The organism is Sphingomonas sp. SAFR-052 (assembly GCF_051965015.1).
In the GTDB taxonomy this organism is placed as follows: Bacteria; Pseudomonadota; Alphaproteobacteria; order Sphingomonadales; family Sphingomonadaceae; genus Sphingomonas.
Map to the genome: position 1 here is coordinate 477,939 of NZ_JBQCMO010000002.1, position 22,397 is coordinate 500,335.

Consider the following 22,397-nt stretch of genomic DNA (forward strand, 5'->3'; position numbering starts at 1 on the left):
TAATTGGCAGGTGATGTCGCGTCCGAAACGATCGGGAGTTCGGACATGCGGTTGGTTACTGTAGTGTCGGCGATGGCTATGGCGGCACCGGCCATGGCGCAGGACAGCGAACCCGATGGCCCGGATATCGTCGTCGTCGCCGGTAAGCCGCTGCGCGTCGACGCGAAACTGCTGCGCGCGGCCCAGCGGCGCTTTGCCGAGGATCGCGCGAGCTATGCGCCGCAGGGGACGCTGCGGTTCGAGTTGTGGCGCGGCCCCAACCGGGTATCGGCGACCAGCGTCGGATTGGCACTGACCGACGGAGCGGGGCGGCAGTTGCCGGTGACGATCGACGACGATGGCCGGGTGGCGTTTGCAACCTTGCCCGCCGGACGCTGGTTCTTGACCGCGCCGGCCCAGTCGCAGGGCATGCGCTTGCGCCCGATCATCCTGTCGATCGGTACCAGCATCGAGGACCGGCGGCTGGGCGATCTGCGCGCGCAATGCCGAGTCATGGTGTCGATGGCCAGGGCGGATGCGTCGTTGCTGGCGATGCCGTTGATCGGGATGTTCGACGCGATCGGCGGATGTGCCAGCAAACGGTTCGGCTTCTATCACATGGTCGAACATCCGCTGGCCAGCGCGACGGCGTCGGGTTCGGGTGTTACGCGGGCATTGCGACTGTCGGCGAAGCTGACATCGTACGAAGCGCCTTTGTCCGACCGCACGCTGACCAACGAAGCGCGGGTGCGGCTGGCCTATCGCTGATCGTCGTTGCCCGGCATCGGCACGCGCGTCGTCTGTCCGCCGCGGGTGAAATAGGCGGCGTCGATCGCGAGGCTGCGCAGCTGCCAGCCGTCGATGCTGTCGCCCGGCGACAGGCTACGCGTGCCCTCCGCGCCGCGCACCAGCGCGACGGCATCGCGGTCGAGCCGGCCGACCACGCCCAGCAGGACCGGCGCGTCGTCGGGCAGCGCATCGGCGGCGGGCGGCGCGAACAGCGTCCGGGCAAAGGCTGCGCGTAAGGGGGGCGGGGTGGCAGGCGCAGCGAGTGGAGCCACGTTCGGTGGCGATGCCCCGCCAGTATCGGTGTCGCGCAGCAGCCACGGCGGCAGCGTAAGCACCACCAGCACCGCCGCGGCGATCAGGCCGTGCTCGCGCAGGCTCAGCCCCGCCATGGCGCCACCAGCCGCGCATCGAGCCGCACGCCGCCGGGTGCCGCAGTCAGCCGCCATGCCGCCATCCGCACCGGCGGCCCGTCGCGCTCTAGGTTGTCGGCGAACGCTACCACCGCCTTCTCGCTGCCCGACGCGCGCAGCGTCAGGATGGCGAGCGGGACAGGCGCGGCGGGATCGGCGGCAAGGCTTTCGATCAGCACCCCGCCGCGCGCGGCATCAGCGCGGATGCGCGTGGCAAGCCGGCGTGCGGCATCCTCGGCATCGTCGGCGGGAGAGGTCGCGGCGATGACGGTGACCGGCGCGGGGGGCGCGGTAGCCTCGGCGCGGGCGGCGGCGCGATCGGCGCGGGCGGTGGCCAGATCGGCGAGCGCATTGGCGGTCGGCACGGCGAGCAACGCGGCGATCCCCAGCGCGATCAACGGGAAGTGCGCCCTCATCGCGGCTGTTCCAGCGTAATCCGCATCCGCCCGTCGCCGTCCGCGCGGCTCTGTGCGACGGCGCGCAACCCGCCGAGCGCCGGATCGCGGCGCAGCGCAGAGAGGGTGCGATCGGGATCGGGGGCGAGGATGTCGATGTTCAACGGACCGGTGTCCCGCTCGACGCGGAGCAGCGCGGCGTCGTCGGGCAGGGCGCGGGCGATCGCCTCCAGCGTCGCGCCGAGCGTCGGGCCGTTCCACGCGCCGGCCAGCACGGCGCGGGCACGGTCGCGTGTCGCGCGCGCGGCGACGGCCGGGGCGGCACGATCGGTCAGCGCCTGCGTCTCGCGACGAACCTGCGCGGTCGTCAGTGTCGCACCAGCCAGCGTCAGCAGCGGTGTGGCGAGGATCGCGACCGCAAGCAGGATCGCCGCCCGGTCGGGACGCGGCCGCGCGACCGGCGTGGGGGCCGGATCCGTCGTGCGCGGTGCCGGCCGTGCCGCCCCCAGTGCACGGTCGAACAGGCTCGGCCGGACGGGCGCGCTGTCATTGGCGGGACGGGGGTCGGCCATGCCCCGTTCCCTACGCCCGGCAGCGGGGACGGCACAAGCGGCATCGGGGTTCGGTCCGTTCGTCATCGAACCGTCTTCAATCCGCCACGCGATCGTCTTCGATCCGCAATCGCCGTGTCGCAGCTTTGCGCCAACGCGGGTCGGGGAGGGACGCCGGCCGGGCCGGCTTCCGGAATTTTGCGGGGATTTCATGGCGAACAACGACCTCATCATCGATTACGACGACGGCGATATCGAAACGAACCCGAGCACGGGCCCGAGCCTCCACGATCTGGTCGACCAGCGTTATTCGCGGCGGCAGGCGCTGAGCGGCGGTGCGTCGACCGCGGCGGTCGCCGTGTTCGGCGGCTCGCTGCTCGCCGCCTGCGACGACAAGGTGCAGGGCATCGACAACACCCCGCCGGTCGTCGGCGGCACGTCGAGCGGCGCGACCACGGGTGGCCGCGTCGTCACGCTGACCGGCACCGCGACCGACGACAATGCGATCGTCACCCAGGCGTTCACGCAGGTGTCGGGGCCGGCCGTCGCGCTGTCGAACGCCAATACCGGCACCGCGACCTTCATCGCACCCGCCGTCAGCACCAGCACCAACCTCGTCTTCCGCTATGCTGCGACCGATGTGAAGGGCGCGACCAGCACCACCGACATCACCGTCGCCGTCGCGCCGCCGACGCTGGGCTTTACGGCAGTCGGCCGCAGCCTCGCCGACACCGTCGTCGTGCCGACCGGCTATACCGCCAGCGTCATCTACAAGCTTGGCGATCCGCTGACCGCGGCGACCCCGGCCTTTGCCAACGACGGCACCGACACCGGCTATTCGAACCGGGCCGGCGACCATCATGACGGCATGAGCTATTTTGGCCTCGCCGCCAGCGGCAATACCCGCGACGCGAACAATTCGACGCGCGGTTTGCTGGTGATGAACCACGAGAACATCACCCGCACCTATCTGCACCCGAACGGCCCGACCACGGTCAACGGCGTCCGCCCGACCGCCGAAGTCGTGAAGGAGATCGAGTGCCACGGCGTGTCGGTGGTCGAGGTGACCCGCGCATCGACCGGCGGGTGGAGCTATGTCCAGTCGTCGGCACTGAACCGGCGCATCACCCCGTTAACCCCGACCACGATCAGCGGTCCGGTGCGCGGTAACGCGCTACTGTTCACCGCCTATTCGCCCGATGGGACCAGCGGGCGCGGCACGATCAACAACTGCGCCAACGGCCATATGCCGTGGGGCACCTATATGACCTGCGAAGAGAATTGGGCGGGTTATTACCGGCGCGATGCCGGTGACAATGCGCGGCGCAGCGCGGCGCTGGGCGCGAAGTCGGTGCAGGCGTTCGCCCGCTATGGTCTGAACACGTCGAGCGGCGACACGCTGCGCGCCGGCAACCATAGCTGGACGACCGCGGCCGAAGTCACCGCTGGCCAGACGCTGATTCGCAAGTTCAACGCGACGGTCGATCCGACCCAGACGGCGAACGGCACCGGCGATTTCCGCAACGAACCCAATCAATATGGCTGGTGCGTCGAGATCGATCCCTATGATCCGACCTCGACCCCGCGCAAGCGCACCGCGCTGGGCCGGATGAACCATGAAGGCTGCTGCCCCGGCCGCGTCATCGCCGGCGTGAAGCCTGCCTTCTACATGGGCGACGACGCGCAGAACGAATATATCTTCAAATTCGTGTCGAACACCGCATGGGCTGCGGCGGATGCGACCCAGTCGAACCGGCTGGCGATCGGCGACAAGTATCTCGACAACGGTACGCTGTACGTCGCCAAGTTCAACGCCGACGGGTCGGGCGAATGGATTGCGCTGGTGTTCGGGCAGAACGGCCTGACGCCGGCCAACACGCTCTATTCGTTTGCCGATCAGGCCGATGTGCTGACCCATTGCCGTCTGGCGGGCGATGCGGTGGGTGCGACGCGGATGGACCGTCCCGAATGGACCGCGGTCAATCCGGCGACCGGCGAGATGTATTGCACGCTGACCAACAATTCGTCGCGCACTCCGGCCAATGTCGATGCCGCCAACCCGCGGTCGTACATCGATCCGCAGACCAACGGCTTCCGCTCGACCGGCAATGCCAACGGCCATATCGTCCGGCTGCGCGAAGCCGGCGACACGACCGAGGCGACGCGCTTCACCTGGGACGTCTATGCGTTCGGATCGGGGGCCGATCTCGATCCCACCAACATCAACCTGTCGGGACTGGATGCGACCAACGACTTTTCCAGCCCGGACGGCCTGTGGTTCAGCGCGCCGACCAATGCGGCGGGTCAGGTCACCCCGGTGCTGTGGATCCAGACCGACGACGGCGCCTATACCGACGTCACCAACTGCATGATGCTGGCGGCGATGCCGGGGACGGTCGGTGACGGCGGCACGCGCACCATCACAAATACCGGCGTGTCGGCGACCAGCACCGCGACGACCCGCATCGGCAAGGCACCGGGCACGACCATGCGCCGTTTCCTGGTCGGGCCGGTCGATTGCGAGATCACTGGCATCGAATCGACCCCGGACGGCCGCTCGCTGTTCGTGAACATCCAGCATCCGGGCGAAGGCGGCCGCTTCGACGCGCCGACCAGCAACTGGCCGCCGGTCGCGGCCGGCACTACTCCGGCGAACGGCGCAGTGACCAAGGGCGTCCGCCCGCGGTCGGCGACGGTCGTCATCACCAAGGACGATGGCGGCGTGGTCGCGCTGTAAGCGATCGTTCGGCGCAGACGGACGGGCGGTGGTCGAAAGGCCGCCGCCCGTTTCCGTATCGATTGCCCGGCGGCGGCCGCCAGCCGGGCGATGCCGCTCAATAGATCCCGTCGATTTCCATCGTCAGGCGCGGGGCGGGGGGATTGAGCAACAGGCTGCGCTTCTCGCCCTGCAGTACCTCTTCCTGCCGCAAGCGGTCGTAACGGTTCTTTGCCGCTGCCGCCGCGTCGGCACCGTCGCGCAGGATCGTGGGTTTCAGGAACACGAACAGCGTGCGCTTCTGACGGCTTTCGTTGCGGCCCTTGAACAATTCGCCGACGATCGGAATGTCGCCGAGGATCGGCACCTGACTGCGGACGCGCTGATAGTCGTCGCTGGTCAGGCCGCCGAGCACGATCGTCTGCCCATTGTCGGCGAGGACCGTGGTGTTGGCCGAGCGCTTGTTGGTGATAATGTCCGCCGCGCCGCTGACCTGCGTCGGGGCGATCGATGACGCTTCTTGGCTGACCTCCAGCCGGATCGTGTCGCCGGCATTGATTCGCGGCAGGACGCGCAAGGTAATGCCGACATCCTTGCGTTCGATGGTGGTATAGGGGTTGGCGGTGCCGTTGCCGGTCAGGATCGATCCGGTGACGAACGGAACCTCCTGCGCCACGACGAACTCGCCGAGCTTGTTGTCGAGCACCGTGATCTGCGGCGTCGAAAGCAGGTTGGCCTTGGTCGACTGGCTGAGTGCCTGCACGAGGATCGAGAAATCGTTGCCGATGCCAATATTGCCGGTGATGCCGCTGCCGAGCAGATTGCCCGCCGGCACGCCCAGCGCGCGCAGGATTCCGCCGAGCGACGCGCCACCATTGTCGAACGACGTCGCGACCCCTTCGACCCGGGTCAGCGCCGCACCCGACGTGCCGATCTGTACGGCCAGCTGTTCGGCGTCCTGACCGGTGATCTCCGCGATCGCCGCCTCGATCAGCACCTGCGGACGGCGGACGTCGAGGTCGGGGATCAGCCGTTCGATCTGCGCGATCGCAGTGGGGGTGCCGCGCACGACGACGGCGTTGATGTCGGGGGCGGGCTGGACGGTGATGTCGGGGGTGGTGAAGCCCTGTGCCGGAGTCGTCGGCTGGTTCTGGCCGACGGTGCTGATGCTGCCGCCGGCGTTCGCGCCGATGCCGCTGGCCGCGGCGATCCCCGCCGCGCTCGCCCCGCCATTGGCAATCAGGCCCGACAGCGCCGCACCGGCATTGTTGCGCTGGCTGGTGGTCGAGAGGCTGCGCGCGACCGGGTTCGACGCCGATCGCTGCTGGCCGAGAATGCCGCGCAGGACCTCGGTCACGCTTTCGGCATCGGCATAGTTCAGGCGGAATACGCGGGTCGAGGGTGCTGCGCCGCTGCCGCGCGCGTCGAGCGACTGGGCGATGCGCCGCGCCTCGGCGACGCCCGCCGGCGTGCCGCGCACGAGGATGGTATTGCTGCGCGGATCGCCCGCAACCCGCGCGCCGCCTTCGCCGAGCACCGCCTGCATCGCCGTCGCGATATCGGCGGCGTTGCCGTTCTGGAGCGTGATCGTGGCAAAGGTCGACCCGCCGCCGCCGTCCAGGGAGCGGGCCAGCGCCTCGATCCGGCGAACATTGTCGGCATAGTCAGTGACGACGATCGCATTGGGCTGCGTCAGCGGTTCGACACTGCCGAAACTGGCAACCAGCGGCCGGACGATCCGCGCGGCATCGGCGGAGGGCACGTTCGACAGCCGCACCATCCGCGTGGTCAGTTCCTGCCCGCCGACGCCGCGCCCGCGCACCCCGCCGTCGCGCACCGCATTGGCCTGCGGAATGATCCGCCATGCCGATCCGGAACGGACCGCGGCGAAGCCGTTGGCACGCAGCACAGACTGGAACAGTTCCCACACCCCCGCCGGCGACAGCGGTTCGGCGGAGGTGACGGTCACCTGCCCCTTGACCGTCGGGTCGAGGATCAGCGTGCGGCCGGTGATGCGGCTGATCTGATCGGCGACATCGGCGATCTCGACGCCGCGCATGTTGACGACGATGTCGGCCGGCTGCGTCTGCGCGGCGACCGGCGACAGGCTGGTCGCGGCGAGCGTAAGGGACAGGAACGCGGAAACGAAGGGGTGGCGCACGGGAGGAAACCCTAACGGATGGGAATGGAGACGGTGATCGGCTTGCCGTCGCGAAGGATGGTGACCTGTGCCTGTCCCGATGCGGCGGCACCGGCGATGGCGGCGTTGACCGCCGACTGGTCGGTCATGGCGGCACCGTTGACCGACTGGACGACGTCGCCCGCACGCATGCCGGGCGGCGGGTTGGCCCCGATCGCATAGCCGCCCGCGACCGGCGTGGCGTTCAGGCGGGACAGCACCGCCTGCGCGCTGGGCGGGGGAGCGACGCTGGGGGCGGCGGGGGCAGGCGCGGTCTGGCCGATGACGGGCGCGGGGGCAGACTGACCGGGGGTCGGTGTCGCCTGTCCGAACGGATCGGGGAAGGCAAGATATTCGAGCCGGCCGCCATTGTTCAGGATGATGCGGTCGCGGCGGATCTCGGTCACCTGTGCGCCGGCCAGCGCATCGCCCGGCTTGACCGGCTTGGCCGGTTCGTTGCCGACCGACACGAACGCGACCGACAGTTCGGCGGGCCGGGCAAAGACTACGCCCTTCAATACCGCCTGTATGCCAGTCGGGTTGGTCGCATCGGCGGCGGTCGGGCTGCCAAAGGCTTGCCACGCAACCGCCGGCCCGGTGTCGATGGTGACCGCGCGGGTGCGCGCCTCGCTCGGCACGGTGATCGCGCCGGTGCCGGCATGGCCGGCGATCCGCCAGACGAGGCCGGCAAGCGCGAAGGCGACCGAGACGATCGCGGCGGCGGCGAGCCAGTCGACCCAGCGTTCGCGCCAGCGGAGCCGTTCGACGACGATCATGCCGCGTCCTTGCGCAGAAAGCCGTCGAGCCGGGCCATGGGCGCGGCCTCCCCCGCCGGGGCGACGCTGATCGTCACCCGGTCGAGCGCGGGATCGCTGGTCGCGGTCCGGCTCACCGCCACGCTCCATTGCCGTCCCAGCATGTCGACCGACTCCGCATTCGCCTCCGGCGTCCCCACTTCCAAATCGGCGAGCCGGTTTTCGGCCACCCACATCGCGATCGCACGGCGTTCGACGCCGCGGGTCGAATCGACATGCTGCTCGACCGCGCCGATCAGCCCTACCGTGGCGATCGCCAATACCGCCAGCGCCACCATCGCCTCGATCAAAGAAAAGCCGGCTTGTCCCAAATCCTCCCCGCCTGCGGGGAGGGGGACCGTCCGCGTAGCGGATGGTGGAGGGGGGGAGCGGCGCAATGCAACGGCAGCGCTTGCGGCGACGCCCCTCCACCAGCCTATGGCTGGTCCCCCTCCCCATGTAATGAGGAGGATCACTGCGTCACCTTCGTGGCGCGGGCGGTGATGCCGTCATAGCGCACCCGCCACGTCTGATCCCCGCCGCTGATCGTCGCGCCCAGCGCTTGTCCGGTGCCGTCGACGCCGAGGATCACCGGCGGTGCGGTGTCGAGCGTCATCACCATCCCGCCGGGCAAGGTGTGGAATGCCAGCGGCCCCTCGGTCTGCGGGACCAGTCCCTTCGCACTTACCCGCGCAAAGCCATAGCCGTGCGTTTCGGTGGTCAGTGCGATCAGCTGGTCGCCGAGCATCGCGTCGTCCGCCGCCGCCTGCAGCCGCACGGCGAAGCGCCGCGCCTCTGCTTCGACATTGGGCGCGCGGGTCGCGGCACCGATGCCTAGGCTGACCGCCCCTGCCGCCACGCCGATGATGGCGAGGACGATCAGCATCTCGATCAGGGTCATGCCCCGTTCGGCATCGCGAACCGGGCGGCGGGGCAGGGTCAGCGCGCCGTCCCGTCGATATCGGCGTCGAGCCCCTCGCCACCGGGCTTGCCGTCCTTCCCGAGCGACCGAATCGTGAAGCGACCGCCGGTCGATTCGTACACGTACGGATTGCCCCACGGGTCCTGCGGCATCTGCGACAGATAGCCGTCGGGCGGATAGGCGCCGGGCACCGGCGGCTGGGTCGGTTTCTCGACCAGCGCCTGCAACCCCTGCGTCGTCGTCGGGTAGTCGCCATTGTCCAGCCGGTACATTTTGAGCGCGGCGGAGATCGACTTGATGTCGGTGCCGGCGGTCGTCACCCGCGCCTGATCGGGGCGGTTGATGACGTTCGGCACGATCAGCGCCGCGACCAGCGCGATGATCGCCAGCACGACGATCATTTCGACCAGCGTCAGCCCGGCCTCGCGGTCGGGGACAGAAGCCTTGCGGGCGGCGGGGTTCGCGGCCAAGGTGTCACGAAACTTTCGGAATAAGATGCGCATCCACGCCCCAATGCGTCCACACGATGAAGCCATTGTGACAATCGAACCCGCCCCCGCCGGTCCGGCCGCCGGCGTGTGGGCTGTCGCGGGCGGCGCCGCCATCTTAGTCGATGGCACGGTCCCCGCAACAACCTTGCTCGTGCCGTCCGAATCGGTCCTTCTGCTCGCCGTCGACCTGCCGCTGCCCAACCGGGCCAAGCGGCTGGCGGCATTGCCCTTCGCGGTCGAAGACCGGATCGCCGATCCGATCGACGCGGTCCATCTGGCGTTGGGCGATGCGATCGGCGAGCGGCGCTATCTGGCCGCAGTGGTGCGGCACAGCGTCATGGCCGAATGGGTGGCCATCGCCGAAGCCGTCGGGATCGAGGCCGCGGCGTTCGTGCCAGATGCGTTGACGCTGCCGGCACCGGTCGAGGGGTGGAGCGTCGAAGTGACCGGCGGGCGGGCGCTGGTCCGTGCCGCCGACGCCACCGGTTTCGCCATTCCGCTGCCGATGCTGGCCGCGGCATGGGAGGCGGCAGGGCGACCGGTGGTGCAGGCGCTCGGCGAGCCGCTGCCGGAGGCGATGGCGGGCGATGGCGCCGCTTTCCCGCCCGCGCCGCTTGCCGAACGCATCGCCGCGGCGCCGATCGATCTGCGACAGGGCGCCTATGCCCGCCGTCGGACGGCGTGGCCGAGCACGACGCGCAAGGTGGCGATGATTCTCGGCGCGGCGGCGCTGGCGCATGGCGTGATCGCCATCGCCGACACGCTGATGCTCGAACGGATCGCTGCGCGGCGGCAGGCGGCGTTGCAACAGCTGGTCGCGACGACCGCGCCGTCGGTGCCGACCGGCGGCGATGATTTCATGGTCCGCGTCGCCGACCTGCTGCCGCGCCCGACCGGCAGCAACCGGTTCGTGCCGCTGCTGTCGCGCGTTGCCGGGGCGCTGTCGCCGATCGGACCGGCATTGGTGGTCAACCGCATGGATTTCGAAGGAAACGCACTGACCCTCGATTGCCAGTCGCCCGAAACCGGCATGGCCGACCGGCTGCGCGCTGCATTGTCGGCAGCGGGAATCGCGGCACAGGTGAGCGCCCAGCCGGGCGGGGCACTGCGCATCGTGGCGCGCGGGGCATGATCGTCGTACGCAGGAGCGCCCGCATCGAAGCGGCACTGGCCCGGTTCGATGGCTGGTGGCAGGGGCTGACCACGCGCGAGCGGGTGCTGGTCGGAACGCTGACGGTGCTGCTCGCTGGGGTCGTGCTGGTCTATGGCGTGGTCAAGCCGGTACAGGCGGCACGGGCGCAGGCGCGTGCTGATATCCGTCAGGCCGAGACGCTGATGGCGCGCGTCCGCGCCGCCGGGCGGCTGGAGAGCGTAGCCCCCACGGCCGCGGCCGGACCGCCGCAAACGGTCATCGCGTCGGCCGCGACGACCGCCGGGTTGCAGCCGGTGCTGGCGGACACGAATGGCGGCGTCACCGCGACGCTGACCGACGCGCCCTATCCGGCGGTGGTGACGTGGCTCAGTTCGGTCGCATCGACCAGCACGATCAACGTGCGGCGGGTGACGATGCAGCGCGGGTCGACGTCGGGCCGGGTCAACGCGACCGTGGAGTTCCAGCCATGACCGACACGCTGCTCCATGCCGAACCGGTCCGCCTGCCCTATGGCTATGCGCGCAAGGGCGGCGTGCTGATCCGGCTGGGCGCGAGCGGCATGGAATGCGTCCATCGCGGCGATGCGACGCTGGATGCGATGCTCGAGGTACAGCGGGTCGCGCCCGGCATTCCCTTCGTCGCGCTGGACGACGCCGCGTTCGATGCGGCGTTGCAGGCAAGCTATGGCGGCAGCGCCTCGACCGCGGCCGATATCGAACTGGCCGAGACCGATCTGGCGGCGCTGGCCGACAGCGCGGCGGCGGTCGACGACCTGCTCGACGCGCGCGACGATTCGCCGGTCATCCGCCTCATCAACGCGCTGTTGCTGGAAGCGATCAAGGAAGGCGCGTCCGACGTCCATGTCGAGACGCAGGAAAAGCGCCTCGTCGTCCGCTTCCGCATCGATGGCGTGCTGCGCGACATCGTCGAGCCGCCGCGCGCGCTCGCTCCGTTGCTCGTCAGCCGGATCAAGGTCATGGCGAAGCTCGACATCGCCGAGCGCCGTACGCCGCAGGACGGTCGCGTGACGTTGCGCATCGGCGGGCATGACGTCGATGCGCGTGTATCGACGATGCCGACCCAGCATGGCGAGCGGGTGGTGCTGCGCCTGCTCGAGCGCGGCGGCATGATGCTCGACCTGGCGGGCCTGGGCATGTCTGAGCGCGACGAGGCGGTGTTCGCGCGGCTGCTGGAGCGGCCGCACGGGTTGTTGCTGGTCACCGGGCCTACCGGATCGGGCAAGACGACGACGCTCTATACCGCGCTGACCCGGCTGAACGATCGCCGCCGCAACGTGATGACGGTCGAAGACCCGATCGAGTATGAACTGGCCGGCATCGCGCAGACGCAGGTCAATCCGCGCACCGACATGACCTTCGCGCGGGGACTGCGCGCGATCCTGCGGCAGGATCCCGACGTCATCATGGTCGGCGAAATCCGCGATCAGGAAACGGCGCAGACCGCGGTACGATCGTCGATGACCGGGCATTTCGTCCTGTCGACGCTGCACACCAACACCGCGATCGGATCGGTCACGCGGCTGATCGACATGGGGGTCGAGCGGTATCTGCTGGCGCCGATGCTGGTCGGGCTGGTCGCGCAGCGGCTGGTGCGGCGGTTGTGTATCCATTGCCGCTGGCAGGACCGCGCCACCGACGCCGACAGCGCGCTGCTGGGTGGGGCGATCAAACCGGGCAAGAAAGTTTGGCGCAAGGGTGGGTGCGAGGCGTGCCACCACGAGGGCTATCGCGGGCGCGCCGGGCTGTACGAGGTCGTCGCGGTTGACGACCGGTTGCAGGCGATGATCCACAACGGGGTGGCGGAGGCGGAGCTGGAACGCGCGGCGCGGGTCGATAATCCGGCACTCCTGGATGATGGTGTCGCGAAGGTGAAGGTCGGGGTTACGACGGTCGAGGAGGTCGCGCGGGTCGTGCGGGAGGAGGGGTGAGCAACCCCATTCCTGAATTACTCCGTTCGGTTCGAGCAGCTTCGAGCTTGTCAAGAAGCGTCTGTCGAGAACTCTCGCCCAGCGGAACCCCGTTCTCGATACGCGCTCTCGACAAGCTCGATCGCTACTCGAACCGAACGGGTTCGTTGATGGTGGGCAGTAGAGAATGACCGCCTACACCTACCGTGCGGCATCGCGCAGCGGCGCGACCATCAAGGGCGTGATCGAAGCCTCCAGCCCCGCCGCCGCCCGCGCGTTGCTGCGCGAGCGCGGCGAACTACCGCTGTCGGTCGAGGAAGCCGCCGAACGCGGGCCCAAGCTCGGCAGCATCCAGCTGCCCCGTCTGTTCCGGCGCGGCGTGTCGGCCAAGGCGCTGGCGACGCTCACCCGACAGATTGCGACGCTGGTCGGCTCCGACATCTCGATCGAGGAATCGCTGCGCATCGTCGCGGGACAGGCCGACAATGCGGCGGTCAACGCGCTGCTGCTCGACGTGCGCGCCGCGATCCTCGACGGGCGCAGCTTCGCGCAGGGGCTAGGGCGGCACCCAAAGGCATTCCCAGAATTCTACCGCGCCTCGGTTGCGGCGGGCGAACAGTCGGGGCGGCTGCCCGACGTGCTCAACCACCTCGCCAATTTCGTCGAGACACGGCAGGCCAATGGCCAGAAGATGCAGCTGGCGCTGCTCTATCCGGCGCTGCTGGCGACGGTCAGCTTCGGCATGATGGTGCTGCTGATGGTCTATGTCGTGCCCGATATCGTCCGCGTGTTCGTGTCGCGCGGGGCGGAGTTGCCGTTCCTGACCCGCGCGCTGATCGCCCTGTCGGCCTTCATCCAGAATTACGGGCTATATGTCGCGGTGGCGGGGCTGGTGCTGTTCCTCGTCGGCGCGCGGTGGTTGCGGGTACCGCGCAACCGGCTGACCGTGGACAAGCGGCTGGCGACGCGCGCGCCGTTCCGCCGCTTTAGTCGGCAGCACAATGCCGCACGCTTCGCCGGCAGCCTCGCGACATTGGTCGGCAGCGCGGTGCCTCTGGTCGAGGCGCTCCACGCCGCTGCCGCCGTCACCCCCAACCGCTTCGTCCGCGACAAAGCGCTGACCGTCGCCGCCCGCGTGCGTGAAGGGCTGTCGCTGCGCGCGGCGATGGCGGAGGCGGAAATCTTTCCGTCGATGCTGGTCGCGATCGTCGCCTCGGGCGAGACGTCGGGGCGGCTCGCGCCCGCGCTCGACCGCGCGTCGGGCGAACTGGAGCGTGAACTCGACGCGCTGGTCGCGACGCTGGTCGCGCTTGTCGAACCGATGGTGCTGCTGCTGATGGGCGGGCTGGTGCTGATGATGGTGCTGGCGATCCTGCTGCCGATCATCAACCTGAACAATCTGGTGCAGATATAGGGTTGTAGGGGAACGTCATCCCAGCGCAGGCTGGGATATCCTTCCACGGGAGCGCGCGCTCATGCGGAGGGATGCCCCAGCCTACGCTGGGGCGACGCTTTGCTAGACAAGGAATTGCCATGACCGACCTCGCCCGCATCGTCGCCGAGGTGACGGAGGAGATCACCGCTAACGCCGCCGAGATCGAGGCGGCCGCCGAAGCGGGCCACGACTATCCGCCCGACTGGTTCGGCATGGCGGTGGCGACGCCCGATGGCGCGCTGTACCATGGCGGCTATTCGCATATCCGCTTTCCGCTCCAAAGCATCGCCAAGGTCTTCGCGCTCGAACTGGCGCTGGAGGCATGCGGCGACCAGCTGTTTAAGCGCGTCGGACGCGAACCGTCCGGCGATCCGTTCAACTCGATCGTCGACCTCGAACGCAACAAGGGCGTGCCGCGCAACCCGTTCATCAACGCCGGGGCGCTGGTGGTGTGCGACATCTTGGTCGAGCACAAGGGCGACGATTGCGCCCGCGCCGTGGTCGACTTCGTGGGCCGTGAGGCGGGGCTGGCCGAGGTGATCCTGAACCAGGACGTGCTGGAAACCGGCCGTACCGGCGGCGACCTCAACCGCGCGATGATGAGTTTCGCCAAGCATCACGGCAATCTGCATTGCGAAATCGACGACGTGATGGAGGCCTATGTCCACCAATGCGCGATCGAGATTGATGCGAAGTCGCTGGCCAAGGCCGGGCTGTTCCTGACCCGCACCGCGCGGACCGGCGATGCCGAAGGCGACAAGCGCGCCAAGCGGACGCGGCGGTTGCTGTCGTTGATGACGACCAGCGGGCAGTATGACGGATCGGGCGACTTCGCCTATCGCGTCGGACTGCCGGCCAAGAGCGGGGTAGGGGGCGGTATCCTCGCCATCGTGCCGCAGGTCGCGTCGATCGCGGTATGGTCGAACAATCTCGACCGGCAGGGCAATTCGATCCTGGGGGTCCGCGCGCTGGAGTTGCTGGCGGACAAGGCGGACTGGTCGGTGTTCGGGTAGGGGGGGGCTTGCCGCCTTATCCACCCCACCCGTTTGCTTCGAGCGGAGGTTCGAGCCTGTCGAGAACCGAAGTCGAGAAGGGGTTGCCCCAAGCAGGGCGTTCTCGACGGACGCTTCTCGACAGGCTCGAAGCTGCTCGAACCGAACGGGGTGGGTAGGTCAGTTCCCCGACTGCGGCCCCAGCAGATCCAGCACCGCCGCGGTCATCGCGATCGTGCCGGTCACGATCGACGGCTCCGGCGCGACCTTGAACAGCGGGGAGTGGTGCGACGGCACCGGCGGCCCGCCATTCTTTGCCGCGGTGATGTCCGCCATCGGCGTCCCGCCGACCGCGAAATAATAGCCCTTCACCTTCGAATCCGGCTGGACCAGATAGGCGAAATCCTCTGCGCCCATGCCGGTCTGTTCGAACGGCACGACATTCTTCGCGCCCAGTGTCGTCGCCATCACTGCGTTCAGGCGGCGGGCGAGGGGGGCGTCGTTGATCGTGGTCGGCGTCCCCTCGATCACCTTTGCGGTCGGCATTTTATCGGCAGGCATACCGTTCAGCGTACCGATGCCGGTGGTCACGCGCTGGATACCGTCGAGCAGCTGCTTGCGCGTACTCTCGTCATTGGCGCGCACCGTCACCTGCAGCTTGGCCATGTCGCTGATGATATTGTGCTTGAGGCCGGCATGGAACGACCCGACGGTGATGACGCCGGGATCGAGCGGCTGGCGTTCGCGGCTGATAAGGCCTTGAAGCGCGATCACCAGCTGCGACGCCATATAGACCGGGTCCTTGCCGGCATGCGGGCTGGCGCCGTGCGCGCCGATGCCGGGCACGTCGATATCGACCGAGTCCGACGACGAATATTGAATGCCCTCCGACGCCGATACCATGCCGGCGGGCAGCCCGGCGGCGACGTGGAAGGCGAGCGCGTAATCGGGCTTGGGGAAGCGGCTGTACAGACCATCGGCCAGCATCGCCTTCGCCCCGCCGACGCGTTCCTCGGCGGGTTGGACGATGAAGACGATCGTGCCCTTCCACCGATCCTTCAGCGCCGCCAGCCGGCGGGCGGTACCGACCATCGCGGTGATGTGGGTGTCGTGGCCGCAGGCGTGCATCACCGGCGCCTCGACCCCGTCGACGCCGACCTGGCGCGCCTTGCTGGCATTGGGCAGGCCCGATTTCTCCTCGACCGGCAGCCCGTCCATGTCGGCGCGGACCAGCACGGTCGGTCCGGCACCGTTCCTGAGCATCCCGACGACGCCGGTGCCGCCGACGCCGGTGGTGACCTGCATGCCGGGCACGGCGCGCAGTTCGGTCGCCATGCGCTCGGCGGTCTTCACCTCCTTGAACGACAATTCGGGGTTGCGGTGGAACCAGTCCCACATTTGGCCCAGCGACGCCTTGTAATCAGCGCGCACGGCGGGCGCCCAGTCGGGTTCGGCCATGGCCGGCGTCGCGGCGAACAGGCAGGCGGCGGTGGCGATCAGTTGGCGCATTTGGGTTCCCCTTTGTGCGCCAAGCTATCGGGTTCGGAGCGGGTGTCGAGGGGGATTTGGTTCACGCGAAGGCGCGAAGGCGCGGAGGGAATTAGCTGCCGGACGAACGCCGGAACTCGTCATGCCAGCGAAGGCTGGCATCTCTCGCGGTGAGGCGCGCGCTTTACAACCGGCAGACCCCAGCCTGCGCTGGGGTGACGTGCGGGGCGGGACGATCGCTGACCGGTCACCAAATCTCCTCCACGTCTCTGCGCGAACCAATTCCTTCTGCTTCGCGCCCTTCGCGTGAATCGCAAAACCGCCCGCCCCGAATGTTGCCGTCCCGTTCCACGCAACCCATATTCCGGCGCATGGCGATCATGATCCGCACCGACCTGTCCGAGCCGGAAACCGGACAGACCTTCATCCCCCACCGCCCGGCCCGCCCGGACAAGGTGGATGCGGGCAAACGTTTCGTCATCAAGTCCGATTACCAGCCCGCCGGCGACCAGCCGACCGCGATTGCCGAACTGGTCGCGGCGGCGAAGGCTGGCGAAAAGGATCAGGTGCTTTTGGGCGTCACGGGTTCCGGCAAGACCTTCACCATGGCGAAGACCATCGAGGAATTGCAGCGCCCGGCGCTGATCCTCGCGCCCAACAAGATCCTCGCGGCGCAGCTGTACGGCGAGATGAAGTCGTTCTTCCCCGACAATGCCGTCGAATATTTCGTCAGCTATTACGACTATTACCAGCCCGAAGCGTACGTCCCCCGCTCGGACACCTATATCGAAAAGGAAAGCTCGACCAACGAGGCGATCGACCGGATGCGGCACTCGGCGACCCGTTCGCTGCTCGAGCGCGATGACGTCATCATCGTCGCATCGGTGTCGTGCCTTTATGGTATCGGGTCGGTCGAAACCTATTCGGCGATGATCTTCGACCTGAAAAAGGGCGACGTCGTCGACCAACGCGAGATCGTGCGCAAGCTGGTCGCGCTGCAATACAAGCGCAACGATGCGGCGTTCCAGCGCGGCAATTTCCGCGTGCGCGGCGACAGCCTCGAACTCTTTCCGTCGCACTATGAGGACAGCGCGTGGCGGATCACCTTCTTCGGCGACGATATCGAGGAGATCACCGAATTCGACCCGCTGACCGGCAAGAAGATCGCCAATCTCAACTCGATCCGCGTCTATGCCAATTCGCACTATGTGACGCCCGGCCCGACGCTGAAACAGGCGGCGGAGGCGATCAAGCATGAGCTGGCCGAGCGGCTGAAGGAACTGGTGATGGAGGGCAAGCTGCTGGAGGCGCAGCGGCTGGAACAGCGCACCAATTTTGACCTCGAGATGATCGCCGCCACCGGCAGCTGCGCGGGGATCGAGAATTACAGCCGCTTCCTGACCGGGCGCCTGCCCGGCGAACCGCCGCCCACGCTGTTCGAATATCTGCCTGAAAACGCTTTGCTGTTCGTCGACGAAAGCCATCAGACGATCGGCCAGATCAACGGCATGTCGCGCGGCGACCATCGCCGCAAGATCACGCTGGCCGAGTACGGCTTCCGCCTGCCCTCGGCGATCGACAACCGGCCGCTCCGTTTCAACGAATGGGACGCCATGCGTCCGCAGACCGTTTGCGTCTCGGCGACGCCGGGTGATTGGGAGATGGAGCAAACCGGCGGCGTGTTCAGCGAACAGGTCATCCGCCCGACCGGGCTGATCGATCCGCCGATCACCATCCGCCCCGTCGAGGAACAGGTCGACGACCTGATCCATGAGGCGAAGGAGACCGCCAAGCTCGGCTATCGCACGCTCGTCACGACCCTGACCAAGCGCATGGCCGAGGATCTGACCGAGTTCATGCACGAGGCGGGGCTGAAGGTCCGCTACATGCACTCGGACGTCGAGACGCTCGAGCGTATCGAGCTGATCCGCGACCTGCGCATGGGCGTCTACGACGTGCTGGTCGGCATCAACCTGCTGCGCGAGGGGCTGGACATTCCCGAATGCGGGCTGGTCGCGATCCTTGATGCCGACAAGGAAGGGTTCCTGCGCTCCGAAACCTCGCTGATCCAGACGATCGGCCGCGCCGCGCGCAACGTCGAGGGGCGGGTGATCCTCTATGCCGACCGCATCACCGGCAGCATGGAGCGCGCCATCGCCGAAACCGACCGCCGCCGCGAAAAACAGCGGGCGTATAACGAGGAACACGGCATCACGCCGACCACGATCAAGCGCCAGATCGGCGACATCATCGCCGACGTCGCCTCGCGCGATCAGGTGACGGTGGAGATCGACGAGGACCGGCCGCACATGGTCGGCCATAATCTGCGGTCGTACATCGAATCGCTCGAAAAGCAGATGCGCGAGGCGGCGGCGAACCTCGAATTCGAGACCGCCGGCCGGTTGCGCGACGAGATCCGCAGCCTCGAGAACGAGGAACTCGGCCTGCCCGCGAGCGAGCACAAGGCGCCGATCATGGGCCGATCGAACGAAGGCAAGCCCGGCACGCGCAAGACCCGCTATGGCAAGCAGAAGGCGATGCGCATGGCCGGGGGCGGGGGACGGCGGCGGTAGCGGCGCTGTCCATCCCCGGTTGAGGCTGCCGGCCGCATCGCCCATAAGGTGGCGATGCGTATCAAGTTCCTAGCCCCCGCTCTGCTGCTCGCCGGGTGCGTGCCGCCCGGCGCGCCGCCCGCACCCCAGAGCGTGCCGACGCCGACGCCCCGACCTGCGCCGGTCGCCCCCCCGACGCCGGTCGGCGACTGGCGTGATCTGCCGCGCAGCCCCGGCGACTGGCAATATCGCGGTCTCGGCACCGGATCGGCGGCGAGCTATGGCGTGCGCGGGGCAGCACCCGTCGCGACACTTACCTGCAACCGCGCGGCCCGCCAGGTGACGATGGTCTTCGCCACGGTGCGCCCCGCCGCCGGCACGGTGACGATCCGCACCACCAGCACCCAGCGCAGCCTGACCGTCCAACCGATGGCCGGCGGGGTCGGCGCGTCGCTGCCCGCCAGCGACAAGCTGCTCGACGCGATCGGGTTCAGCCGCGGCCGCTTCGTCGTGGAAGGTGCCGCGGTCGGCCGGCTGGTCCTACCGAGCTGGGCCGAAATCCTGCGCGTGACCGAGGATTGCCGCGCGTGAGGCGGGCGGCGGCGTTCGCGGCGTTGGCGCTCGCCGCCTGTTCGAGCGAACCGCCGCCCGCGCTCAAGCCCGGCGAACTGCCGACTCCCGAACTCGACGGCGCGACGCCGCTCGCCGGCAGCTGGCGCTACCAAGCATCGGCAAGCGGCAGCGCCGCGCGCTACGAAGCGAACGGCGCGGGGGTCTTCACCATCCGCTGCGATCCGCAGGCCCGGCGCATCGTCTTCGCCCATCCGGGGCGGGGGCGCAGCATCCGCCTCTATGTCGCCGACGCCGCCGCGACCTTCCCGACGCAGACCGTCGACGGCGCGGCCGAAGCGGCGGTCACGACCGGCCAGACCTTCCTCGACGCGCTGGCCCGTGCCGACACGATCGGCCTCGCCATCGACGACGGCGCGGTCGCGCGGCTGCCCGGTGACAAGGCGATCGGAACGGTGGTGCGGGGATGCCGGCCGGGCCTTCGCTGACTCGGGGCGAGGGCTGCGAAGTATGGCGGAAACATTGTGCAATACAAGTCTTGTACGCGGTCGCACGATGCCCCAGATTCGGGATGCGTATCAATCGGTGCGTAACGGCTTTAACTAGCGAAAGGAGGTGATCCGATGTCTCATGGTTCAGCAATGGGGTCGGTTCAGTTCGTTCGGGAGACGCGCCGCTAATCCGGGGCGCCGCGTGCGGGGGGTATCCTCCCCCAGTCAACGCCGTGGCATCCTTCATGCGGCTCGCATGGTCTCCCGGGCTGGAGCTTCCGGCCGCTGACCATGCTTGAGGTCGCCGGGCGTCGAGAGACCCCGGCGGCCTCTTTCATATCCGCGCTATCCGCTTTTCAACGTGCGATGCCCGGCGGCCAACACGATCGCCACCAGCGACCCGCCGACGATATTGCCCGCCGTCGCTAGCAGCAGATTGCCGAGCAGCGCGCTGATCGGTACCGCCGCCGGATCGATCCCCCATGCGATCGGCAGCAGCGTCATGTTCGCGACCGAATGTTCGAACCCCGCCGCGACGAACAGCGTCACCGGCCCGATGACGCCGACGATCTTGCCCGCCACCGACTGCGCGCCCGTCGCCATCCATACCGCCAGACAGACCAGCATGTTGGCGAGCACGCCCGAGGCGAGCAGCTCGACCCAGTCCTTGGCGAGCTTGCTGTCGGCGGTCTTGAGCGCCGCCTGCCCGACCGCACCGTCGATCGCCCCCGTCGCGCCCGATGCGACGAACAGCGCGGCGATGGCGACGCTGCCGATCAGGTTCGCGGCCCACACCACGCTCCAGTCGCGCAGCGTCTCGCCCACGCGCAACCGGTCCTGCGCGGCGGGCAGGACCAGCATCGTGTTGCCGGTGAACAATTGCGTGCCGGTCACCATCACCAGCATCAGCCCGACCGAGAAGGCGAGGCCCGACATCAGCTGCGTCGCGCCCCCCGGTTCCGCGCCGGCCTGCGCCACCAGATAGCCGATCGCGCCGAAGCCGATCTGCGCGCCCGCGGCGATGCCGAGCAGGACCATCGCGCCGATCGGCGGGCGCGTCTTGGCCAGCATCGCGTCGTCGACGTTGTCGGCCAGAGTGTCGGCGGTCGCGTCGTCCTTGGCCATGGCGTTCCCTTCCGGATGGTGCAGGAACGAAACGACCGGAACCGCGCGCGGCTCCGTCAGCGCAGCATCGGGCGGATGTCGACGATGCGGACGTCGTGCATCTGGTTCAGATACGCCTCCAGATACGGCTTGTGCGACGCGCCGACCACGACCAGCGCGCGCATGCCCGGCCCCGGCGCCTCGGCCAGCATGTCGCGGATGTTCGCCGCCATGCGCAGGTTGCGTACCTCCCAATAGGCGACATATTGCCGCCCGAACCGCTGCGGCGACGGCTCTTCGAGCGCCGCGCCGAAGTCGGTATCGAACACGACCTTCCCCTGACTGGGTGCGTTATAGCCGCGGTACATTGTCAGCACGCCCGCGCCGGTCGCCAGATCGACCTGCGACGCATCGATCGCCGCCATGCGCCGCTTCATCGCCGGACTGTCCCAGACCGCCTGCATCGTCTTGCCATAGGCGGCCTCGTCGGCTTTCGGCACCGATCGGTCGGCGGTGTGATCGTCCATCGCATAGACGCGCTGCAGGCCCAATCGGGCGGCAAGGCGTGCCGCGATCATCAGGCTTTCGTCGCGCCGCGTCTCCAGTTTGGTCAGCCGCGCGGCCAGCGTGTCGTCCAGCCCGTCGCCGGCCTTGCGCTCGGCCGCCGGCAGCCGCAGCCACTGGACCAGTGCCGATGCCTGCTCGCCCCCGGCAAGGAACAGCGCGGCCAGCTTGCGCCTTTGGGCCGCGGTCGGCTTGGCGGGCATCGCCAGCAGCATCGCTTCATAGGCGGCGGTGGCGGCCGGCACGTCGAGTCCGGTCGCGGCCTTGGCGGGTGCCGGATCCCAGCAATAATCGGGCACGGTATCGGCATAGCGATAGGGATAGCGGCGCATCTGGTCGCATTGCGCGCCCGACAGCGCCTCGATCGCGATCGCCTGCGGCTTCCACGCCGCCAGCCGGTCGAGCAGCGGCGCCAGCGCTTCGGGCCGGAACCGGTCGGGCAGTTGCGACAAATGCGCCGACCCCAGCACCGCGACCTCGTTGATAGGCCCGGAGCGCGGACCCTTGTGCGCGGCCGGATCGAAGTCCGGCTGGTAGTTTTGCGCGGTGGCCGGTGCCGCGAGCAGCAGCAAGGACGACAGAATATGTTTCATGAACTTCCCCCTTTGCGCGGCAACCTAGGGCGGCAGGCGAAGAAGGGAAGTAGCTTGATGTGGCCGCCTTCCCTCGCCCCGCTAGGGGAGAGGGATGCGCAGACTTGGTCTTTGCGCAAGCAAAGGCCTAGTCGAAGCTGGGAGAGGGGAGCGCGCGGAGCGCGCGCGAGCCGGTGGCTCGCTTCGCCCCTCTCCCAAGCTGCGCTAGCCAGCAGGCTGGCAAGCTCCGCTATCCTTCTCCCCGGTCCGGGGAGAGGGCAGGAGTGCCCCCAAAACGAAACCGCCGCCCGGTTGCCTGGACG

General features: G+C 68.5%; 21 protein-coding genes. 10 read left to right on the plus strand and 11 right to left on the minus strand.

Annotated elements, in window-relative coordinates:
- Positions 1 to 45 precede the first annotated feature (45 nt).
- Positions 46 to 747 carry a hypothetical protein gene (locus ACTHQV_RS05400; protein ID WP_440488774.1) on the plus strand — a complete coding sequence of 234 codons (702 nt, stop codon included), beginning with the start codon at positions 46 to 48 and terminating at the stop codon, positions 745 to 747.
- Here the strand turns inward: ACTHQV_RS05400 and ACTHQV_RS05405 are convergent.
- From ACTHQV_RS05405 to ACTHQV_RS05415, 3 genes are read right to left on the minus strand one after another with little or no spacing between them, the layout of a single operon-like run.
- Complete coding sequence (locus ACTHQV_RS05405) at positions 738 to 1,157, minus strand: hypothetical protein (protein ID WP_440488776.1); 420 nt, start codon at positions 1,155 to 1,157, stop codon at positions 738 to 740. The two genes, ACTHQV_RS05400 and ACTHQV_RS05405, sit on opposite strands and share 10 nt — an antisense overlap.
- Positions 1,145 to 1,594, minus strand: coding sequence for a hypothetical protein (locus ACTHQV_RS05410; protein WP_440488778.1), 450 nt, complete (start codon positions 1,592 to 1,594; stop codon positions 1,145 to 1,147). Before ACTHQV_RS05410 ends, ACTHQV_RS05405 begins: the two co-directional genes overlap by 13 nt.
- The gene (locus tag ACTHQV_RS05415) at positions 1,591 to 2,145 is read right to left on the minus strand and encodes a hypothetical protein (RefSeq protein WP_440488779.1); all 555 of its coding nucleotides are present in this window, start codon (positions 2,143 to 2,145) and stop codon (positions 1,591 to 1,593) included. Before ACTHQV_RS05415 ends, ACTHQV_RS05410 begins: the two co-directional genes overlap by 4 nt.
- 190 nt (positions 2,146 to 2,335) lie before the next feature.
- Between ACTHQV_RS05415 and ACTHQV_RS05420 the strand changes: the two genes are divergently transcribed.
- Complete coding sequence (locus ACTHQV_RS05420; RefSeq protein ID WP_440488888.1) at positions 2,336 to 4,861, plus strand: alkaline phosphatase PhoX; 2,526 nt, start codon at positions 2,336 to 2,338, stop codon at positions 4,859 to 4,861.
- Between the two features lie 97 nt (positions 4,862 to 4,958).
- Here ACTHQV_RS05420 and gspD read toward each other — a convergent pair whose 3' ends face one another.
- The 5 genes from gspD to gspG all read right to left on the minus strand — a co-directional run bounded on the left by gspD (position 4,959) and on the right by gspG (position 9,205).
- Positions 4,959 to 7,001 carry a type II secretion system secretin GspD gene (gspD, locus tag ACTHQV_RS05425; protein WP_440488781.1) on the minus strand — a complete coding sequence of 681 codons (2,043 nt, stop codon included), beginning with the start codon at positions 6,999 to 7,001 and terminating at the stop codon, positions 4,959 to 4,961.
- Between the two features lie 11 nt (positions 7,002 to 7,012).
- Positions 7,013 to 7,795, minus strand: a complete 783-nt coding sequence (locus tag ACTHQV_RS05430) for a type II secretion system protein N (protein WP_440488782.1) — start codon at positions 7,793 to 7,795, stop codon at positions 7,013 to 7,015.
- Complete coding sequence (gspI, locus tag ACTHQV_RS05435) at positions 7,792 to 8,211, minus strand: type II secretion system minor pseudopilin GspI (RefSeq protein ID WP_440488784.1); 420 nt, start codon at positions 8,209 to 8,211, stop codon at positions 7,792 to 7,794. The genes ACTHQV_RS05430 and gspI overlap by 4 nt, the downstream gene beginning before the upstream one ends.
- Positions 8,212 to 8,285: 74 nt before the next feature.
- Positions 8,286 to 8,756: a prepilin-type N-terminal cleavage/methylation domain-containing protein gene (locus ACTHQV_RS05440; RefSeq protein ID WP_440488889.1), complete on the minus strand. Its 471-nt coding sequence runs from the start codon at positions 8,754 to 8,756 to the stop codon at positions 8,286 to 8,288.
- Positions 8,753 to 9,205, minus strand: a complete 453-nt coding sequence (gene gspG, locus ACTHQV_RS05445) for a type II secretion system major pseudopilin GspG (protein WP_440488785.1) — start codon at positions 9,203 to 9,205, stop codon at positions 8,753 to 8,755. Before gspG ends, ACTHQV_RS05440 begins: the two co-directional genes overlap by 4 nt.
- A 67-nt stretch (positions 9,206 to 9,272) precedes the next feature.
- Here gspG and gspL point away from each other — a divergent pair, with 67 nt between their 5' ends.
- From gspL to glsA, 5 genes are all read left to right on the plus strand, one after another.
- Positions 9,273 to 10,358 (plus strand): type II secretion system protein GspL, encoded by a 1,086-nt coding sequence (gene gspL / locus ACTHQV_RS05450; RefSeq protein ID WP_440488786.1) that lies wholly within the window; start codon positions 9,273 to 9,275, stop codon positions 10,356 to 10,358.
- Positions 10,355 to 10,849 (plus strand): type II secretion system protein GspM, encoded by a 495-nt coding sequence (gene gspM / locus ACTHQV_RS05455; protein ID WP_440488787.1) that lies wholly within the window; start codon positions 10,355 to 10,357, stop codon positions 10,847 to 10,849. The genes gspL and gspM overlap by 4 nt, the downstream gene beginning before the upstream one ends.
- Positions 10,846 to 12,327, plus strand: a complete 1,482-nt coding sequence (locus tag ACTHQV_RS05460) for a GspE/PulE family protein (RefSeq protein ID WP_440488789.1) — start codon at positions 10,846 to 10,848, stop codon at positions 12,325 to 12,327. The genes gspM and ACTHQV_RS05460 overlap by 4 nt, the downstream gene beginning before the upstream one ends.
- Before the next feature lie 166 nt (positions 12,328 to 12,493).
- The gene (locus tag ACTHQV_RS05465) at positions 12,494 to 13,720 is read left to right on the plus strand and encodes a type II secretion system F family protein (RefSeq protein WP_440488790.1); all 1,227 of its coding nucleotides are present in this window, start codon (positions 12,494 to 12,496) and stop codon (positions 13,718 to 13,720) included.
- 119 nt (positions 13,721 to 13,839) lie between these two features.
- The gene (gene glsA / locus ACTHQV_RS05470; protein ID WP_440488792.1) at positions 13,840 to 14,754 is read left to right on the plus strand and encodes a glutaminase A; all 915 of its coding nucleotides are present in this window, start codon (positions 13,840 to 13,842) and stop codon (positions 14,752 to 14,754) included.
- Positions 14,755 to 14,913: 159 nt separating this feature from the next.
- Here glsA and ACTHQV_RS05475 read toward each other — a convergent pair whose 3' ends face one another.
- Positions 14,914 to 16,242, minus strand: coding sequence for an amidohydrolase (locus ACTHQV_RS05475; RefSeq protein WP_440488794.1), 1,329 nt, complete (start codon positions 16,240 to 16,242; stop codon positions 14,914 to 14,916).
- A 350-nt stretch (positions 16,243 to 16,592) separates the two neighbouring features.
- Between ACTHQV_RS05475 and uvrB the strand changes: the two genes are divergently transcribed.
- The 3 genes from uvrB to ACTHQV_RS05490 are packed head-to-tail and all read left to right on the plus strand — an operon-like array spanning position 16,593 to position 19,831.
- The gene (gene uvrB / locus ACTHQV_RS05480) at positions 16,593 to 18,794 is read left to right on the plus strand and encodes an excinuclease ABC subunit UvrB (RefSeq protein ID WP_440488795.1); all 2,202 of its coding nucleotides are present in this window, start codon (positions 16,593 to 16,595) and stop codon (positions 18,792 to 18,794) included.
- 54 nt (positions 18,795 to 18,848) lie between these two features.
- Positions 18,849 to 19,364: a hypothetical protein gene (locus ACTHQV_RS05485; RefSeq protein ID WP_440488796.1), complete on the plus strand. Its 516-nt coding sequence runs from the start codon at positions 18,849 to 18,851 to the stop codon at positions 19,362 to 19,364.
- Complete coding sequence (locus ACTHQV_RS05490) at positions 19,361 to 19,831, plus strand: hypothetical protein (protein ID WP_440488798.1); 471 nt, start codon at positions 19,361 to 19,363, stop codon at positions 19,829 to 19,831. The genes ACTHQV_RS05485 and ACTHQV_RS05490 overlap by 4 nt, the downstream gene beginning before the upstream one ends.
- 348 nt (positions 19,832 to 20,179) lie before the next feature.
- On the opposite strand, the gene ACTHQV_RS05495 is transcribed toward ACTHQV_RS05490, so the two are convergent.
- Both ACTHQV_RS05495 and ACTHQV_RS05500 read right to left on the minus strand, forming a co-directional pair.
- Complete coding sequence (locus ACTHQV_RS05495; protein ID WP_440488800.1) at positions 20,180 to 20,959, minus strand: formate/nitrite transporter family protein; 780 nt, start codon at positions 20,957 to 20,959, stop codon at positions 20,180 to 20,182.
- A gap of 56 nt (positions 20,960 to 21,015) precedes the next feature.
- Positions 21,016 to 22,095, minus strand: coding sequence for a DUF5694 domain-containing protein (locus tag ACTHQV_RS05500; RefSeq protein ID WP_440488801.1), 1,080 nt, complete (start codon positions 22,093 to 22,095; stop codon positions 21,016 to 21,018).
- Positions 22,096 to 22,397 lie beyond the last annotated feature (302 nt).

Bases quoted from the DNA above. Each gene is read 5' to 3' on its own strand.
- ACTHQV_RS05485 (WP_440488796.1), top strand. From the start codon at position 18,849: ATGCGTATCAAGTTCCTAGCCCCCGCTCTGCTGCTCGCCGGGTGCGTG.
- ACTHQV_RS05475 (WP_440488794.1), bottom strand. From the start codon at position 16,242: ATGCGCCAACTGATCGCCACCGCCGCCTGCCTGTTCGCCGCGACGCCG.
- ACTHQV_RS05415 (WP_440488779.1), bottom strand. From the start codon at position 2,145: ATGGCCGACCCCCGTCCCGCCAATGACAGCGCGCCCGTCCGGCCGAGC.
- ACTHQV_RS05400 (WP_440488774.1), top strand. From the start codon at position 46: ATGCGGTTGGTTACTGTAGTGTCGGCGATGGCTATGGCGGCACCGGCC.
- ACTHQV_RS05465 (WP_440488790.1), top strand. From the start codon at position 12,494: ATGACCGCCTACACCTACCGTGCGGCATCGCGCAGCGGCGCGACCATC.
- ACTHQV_RS05405 (WP_440488776.1), bottom strand. From the start codon at position 1,157: ATGGCGGGGCTGAGCCTGCGCGAGCACGGCCTGATCGCCGCGGCGGTG.
- ACTHQV_RS05410 (WP_440488778.1), bottom strand. From the start codon at position 1,594: ATGAGGGCGCACTTCCCGTTGATCGCGCTGGGGATCGCCGCGTTGCTC.
- glsA (WP_440488792.1), top strand. From the start codon at position 13,840: ATGACCGACCTCGCCCGCATCGTCGCCGAGGTGACGGAGGAGATCACC.
- ACTHQV_RS05430 (WP_440488782.1), bottom strand. From the start codon at position 7,795: ATGATCGTCGTCGAACGGCTCCGCTGGCGCGAACGCTGGGTCGACTGG.
- ACTHQV_RS05420 (WP_440488888.1), top strand. From the start codon at position 2,336: ATGGCGAACAACGACCTCATCATCGATTACGACGACGGCGATATCGAA.
- ACTHQV_RS05460 (WP_440488789.1), top strand. From the start codon at position 10,846: ATGACCGACACGCTGCTCCATGCCGAACCGGTCCGCCTGCCCTATGGC.
- ACTHQV_RS05500 (WP_440488801.1), bottom strand. From the start codon at position 22,095: ATGAAACATATTCTGTCGTCCTTGCTGCTGCTCGCGGCACCGGCCACC.
- uvrB (WP_440488795.1), top strand. From the start codon at position 16,593: ATGGCGATCATGATCCGCACCGACCTGTCCGAGCCGGAAACCGGACAG.
- gspM (WP_440488787.1), top strand. From the start codon at position 10,355: ATGATCGTCGTACGCAGGAGCGCCCGCATCGAAGCGGCACTGGCCCGG.
- ACTHQV_RS05495 (WP_440488800.1), bottom strand. From the start codon at position 20,959: ATGGCCAAGGACGACGCGACCGCCGACACTCTGGCCGACAACGTCGAC.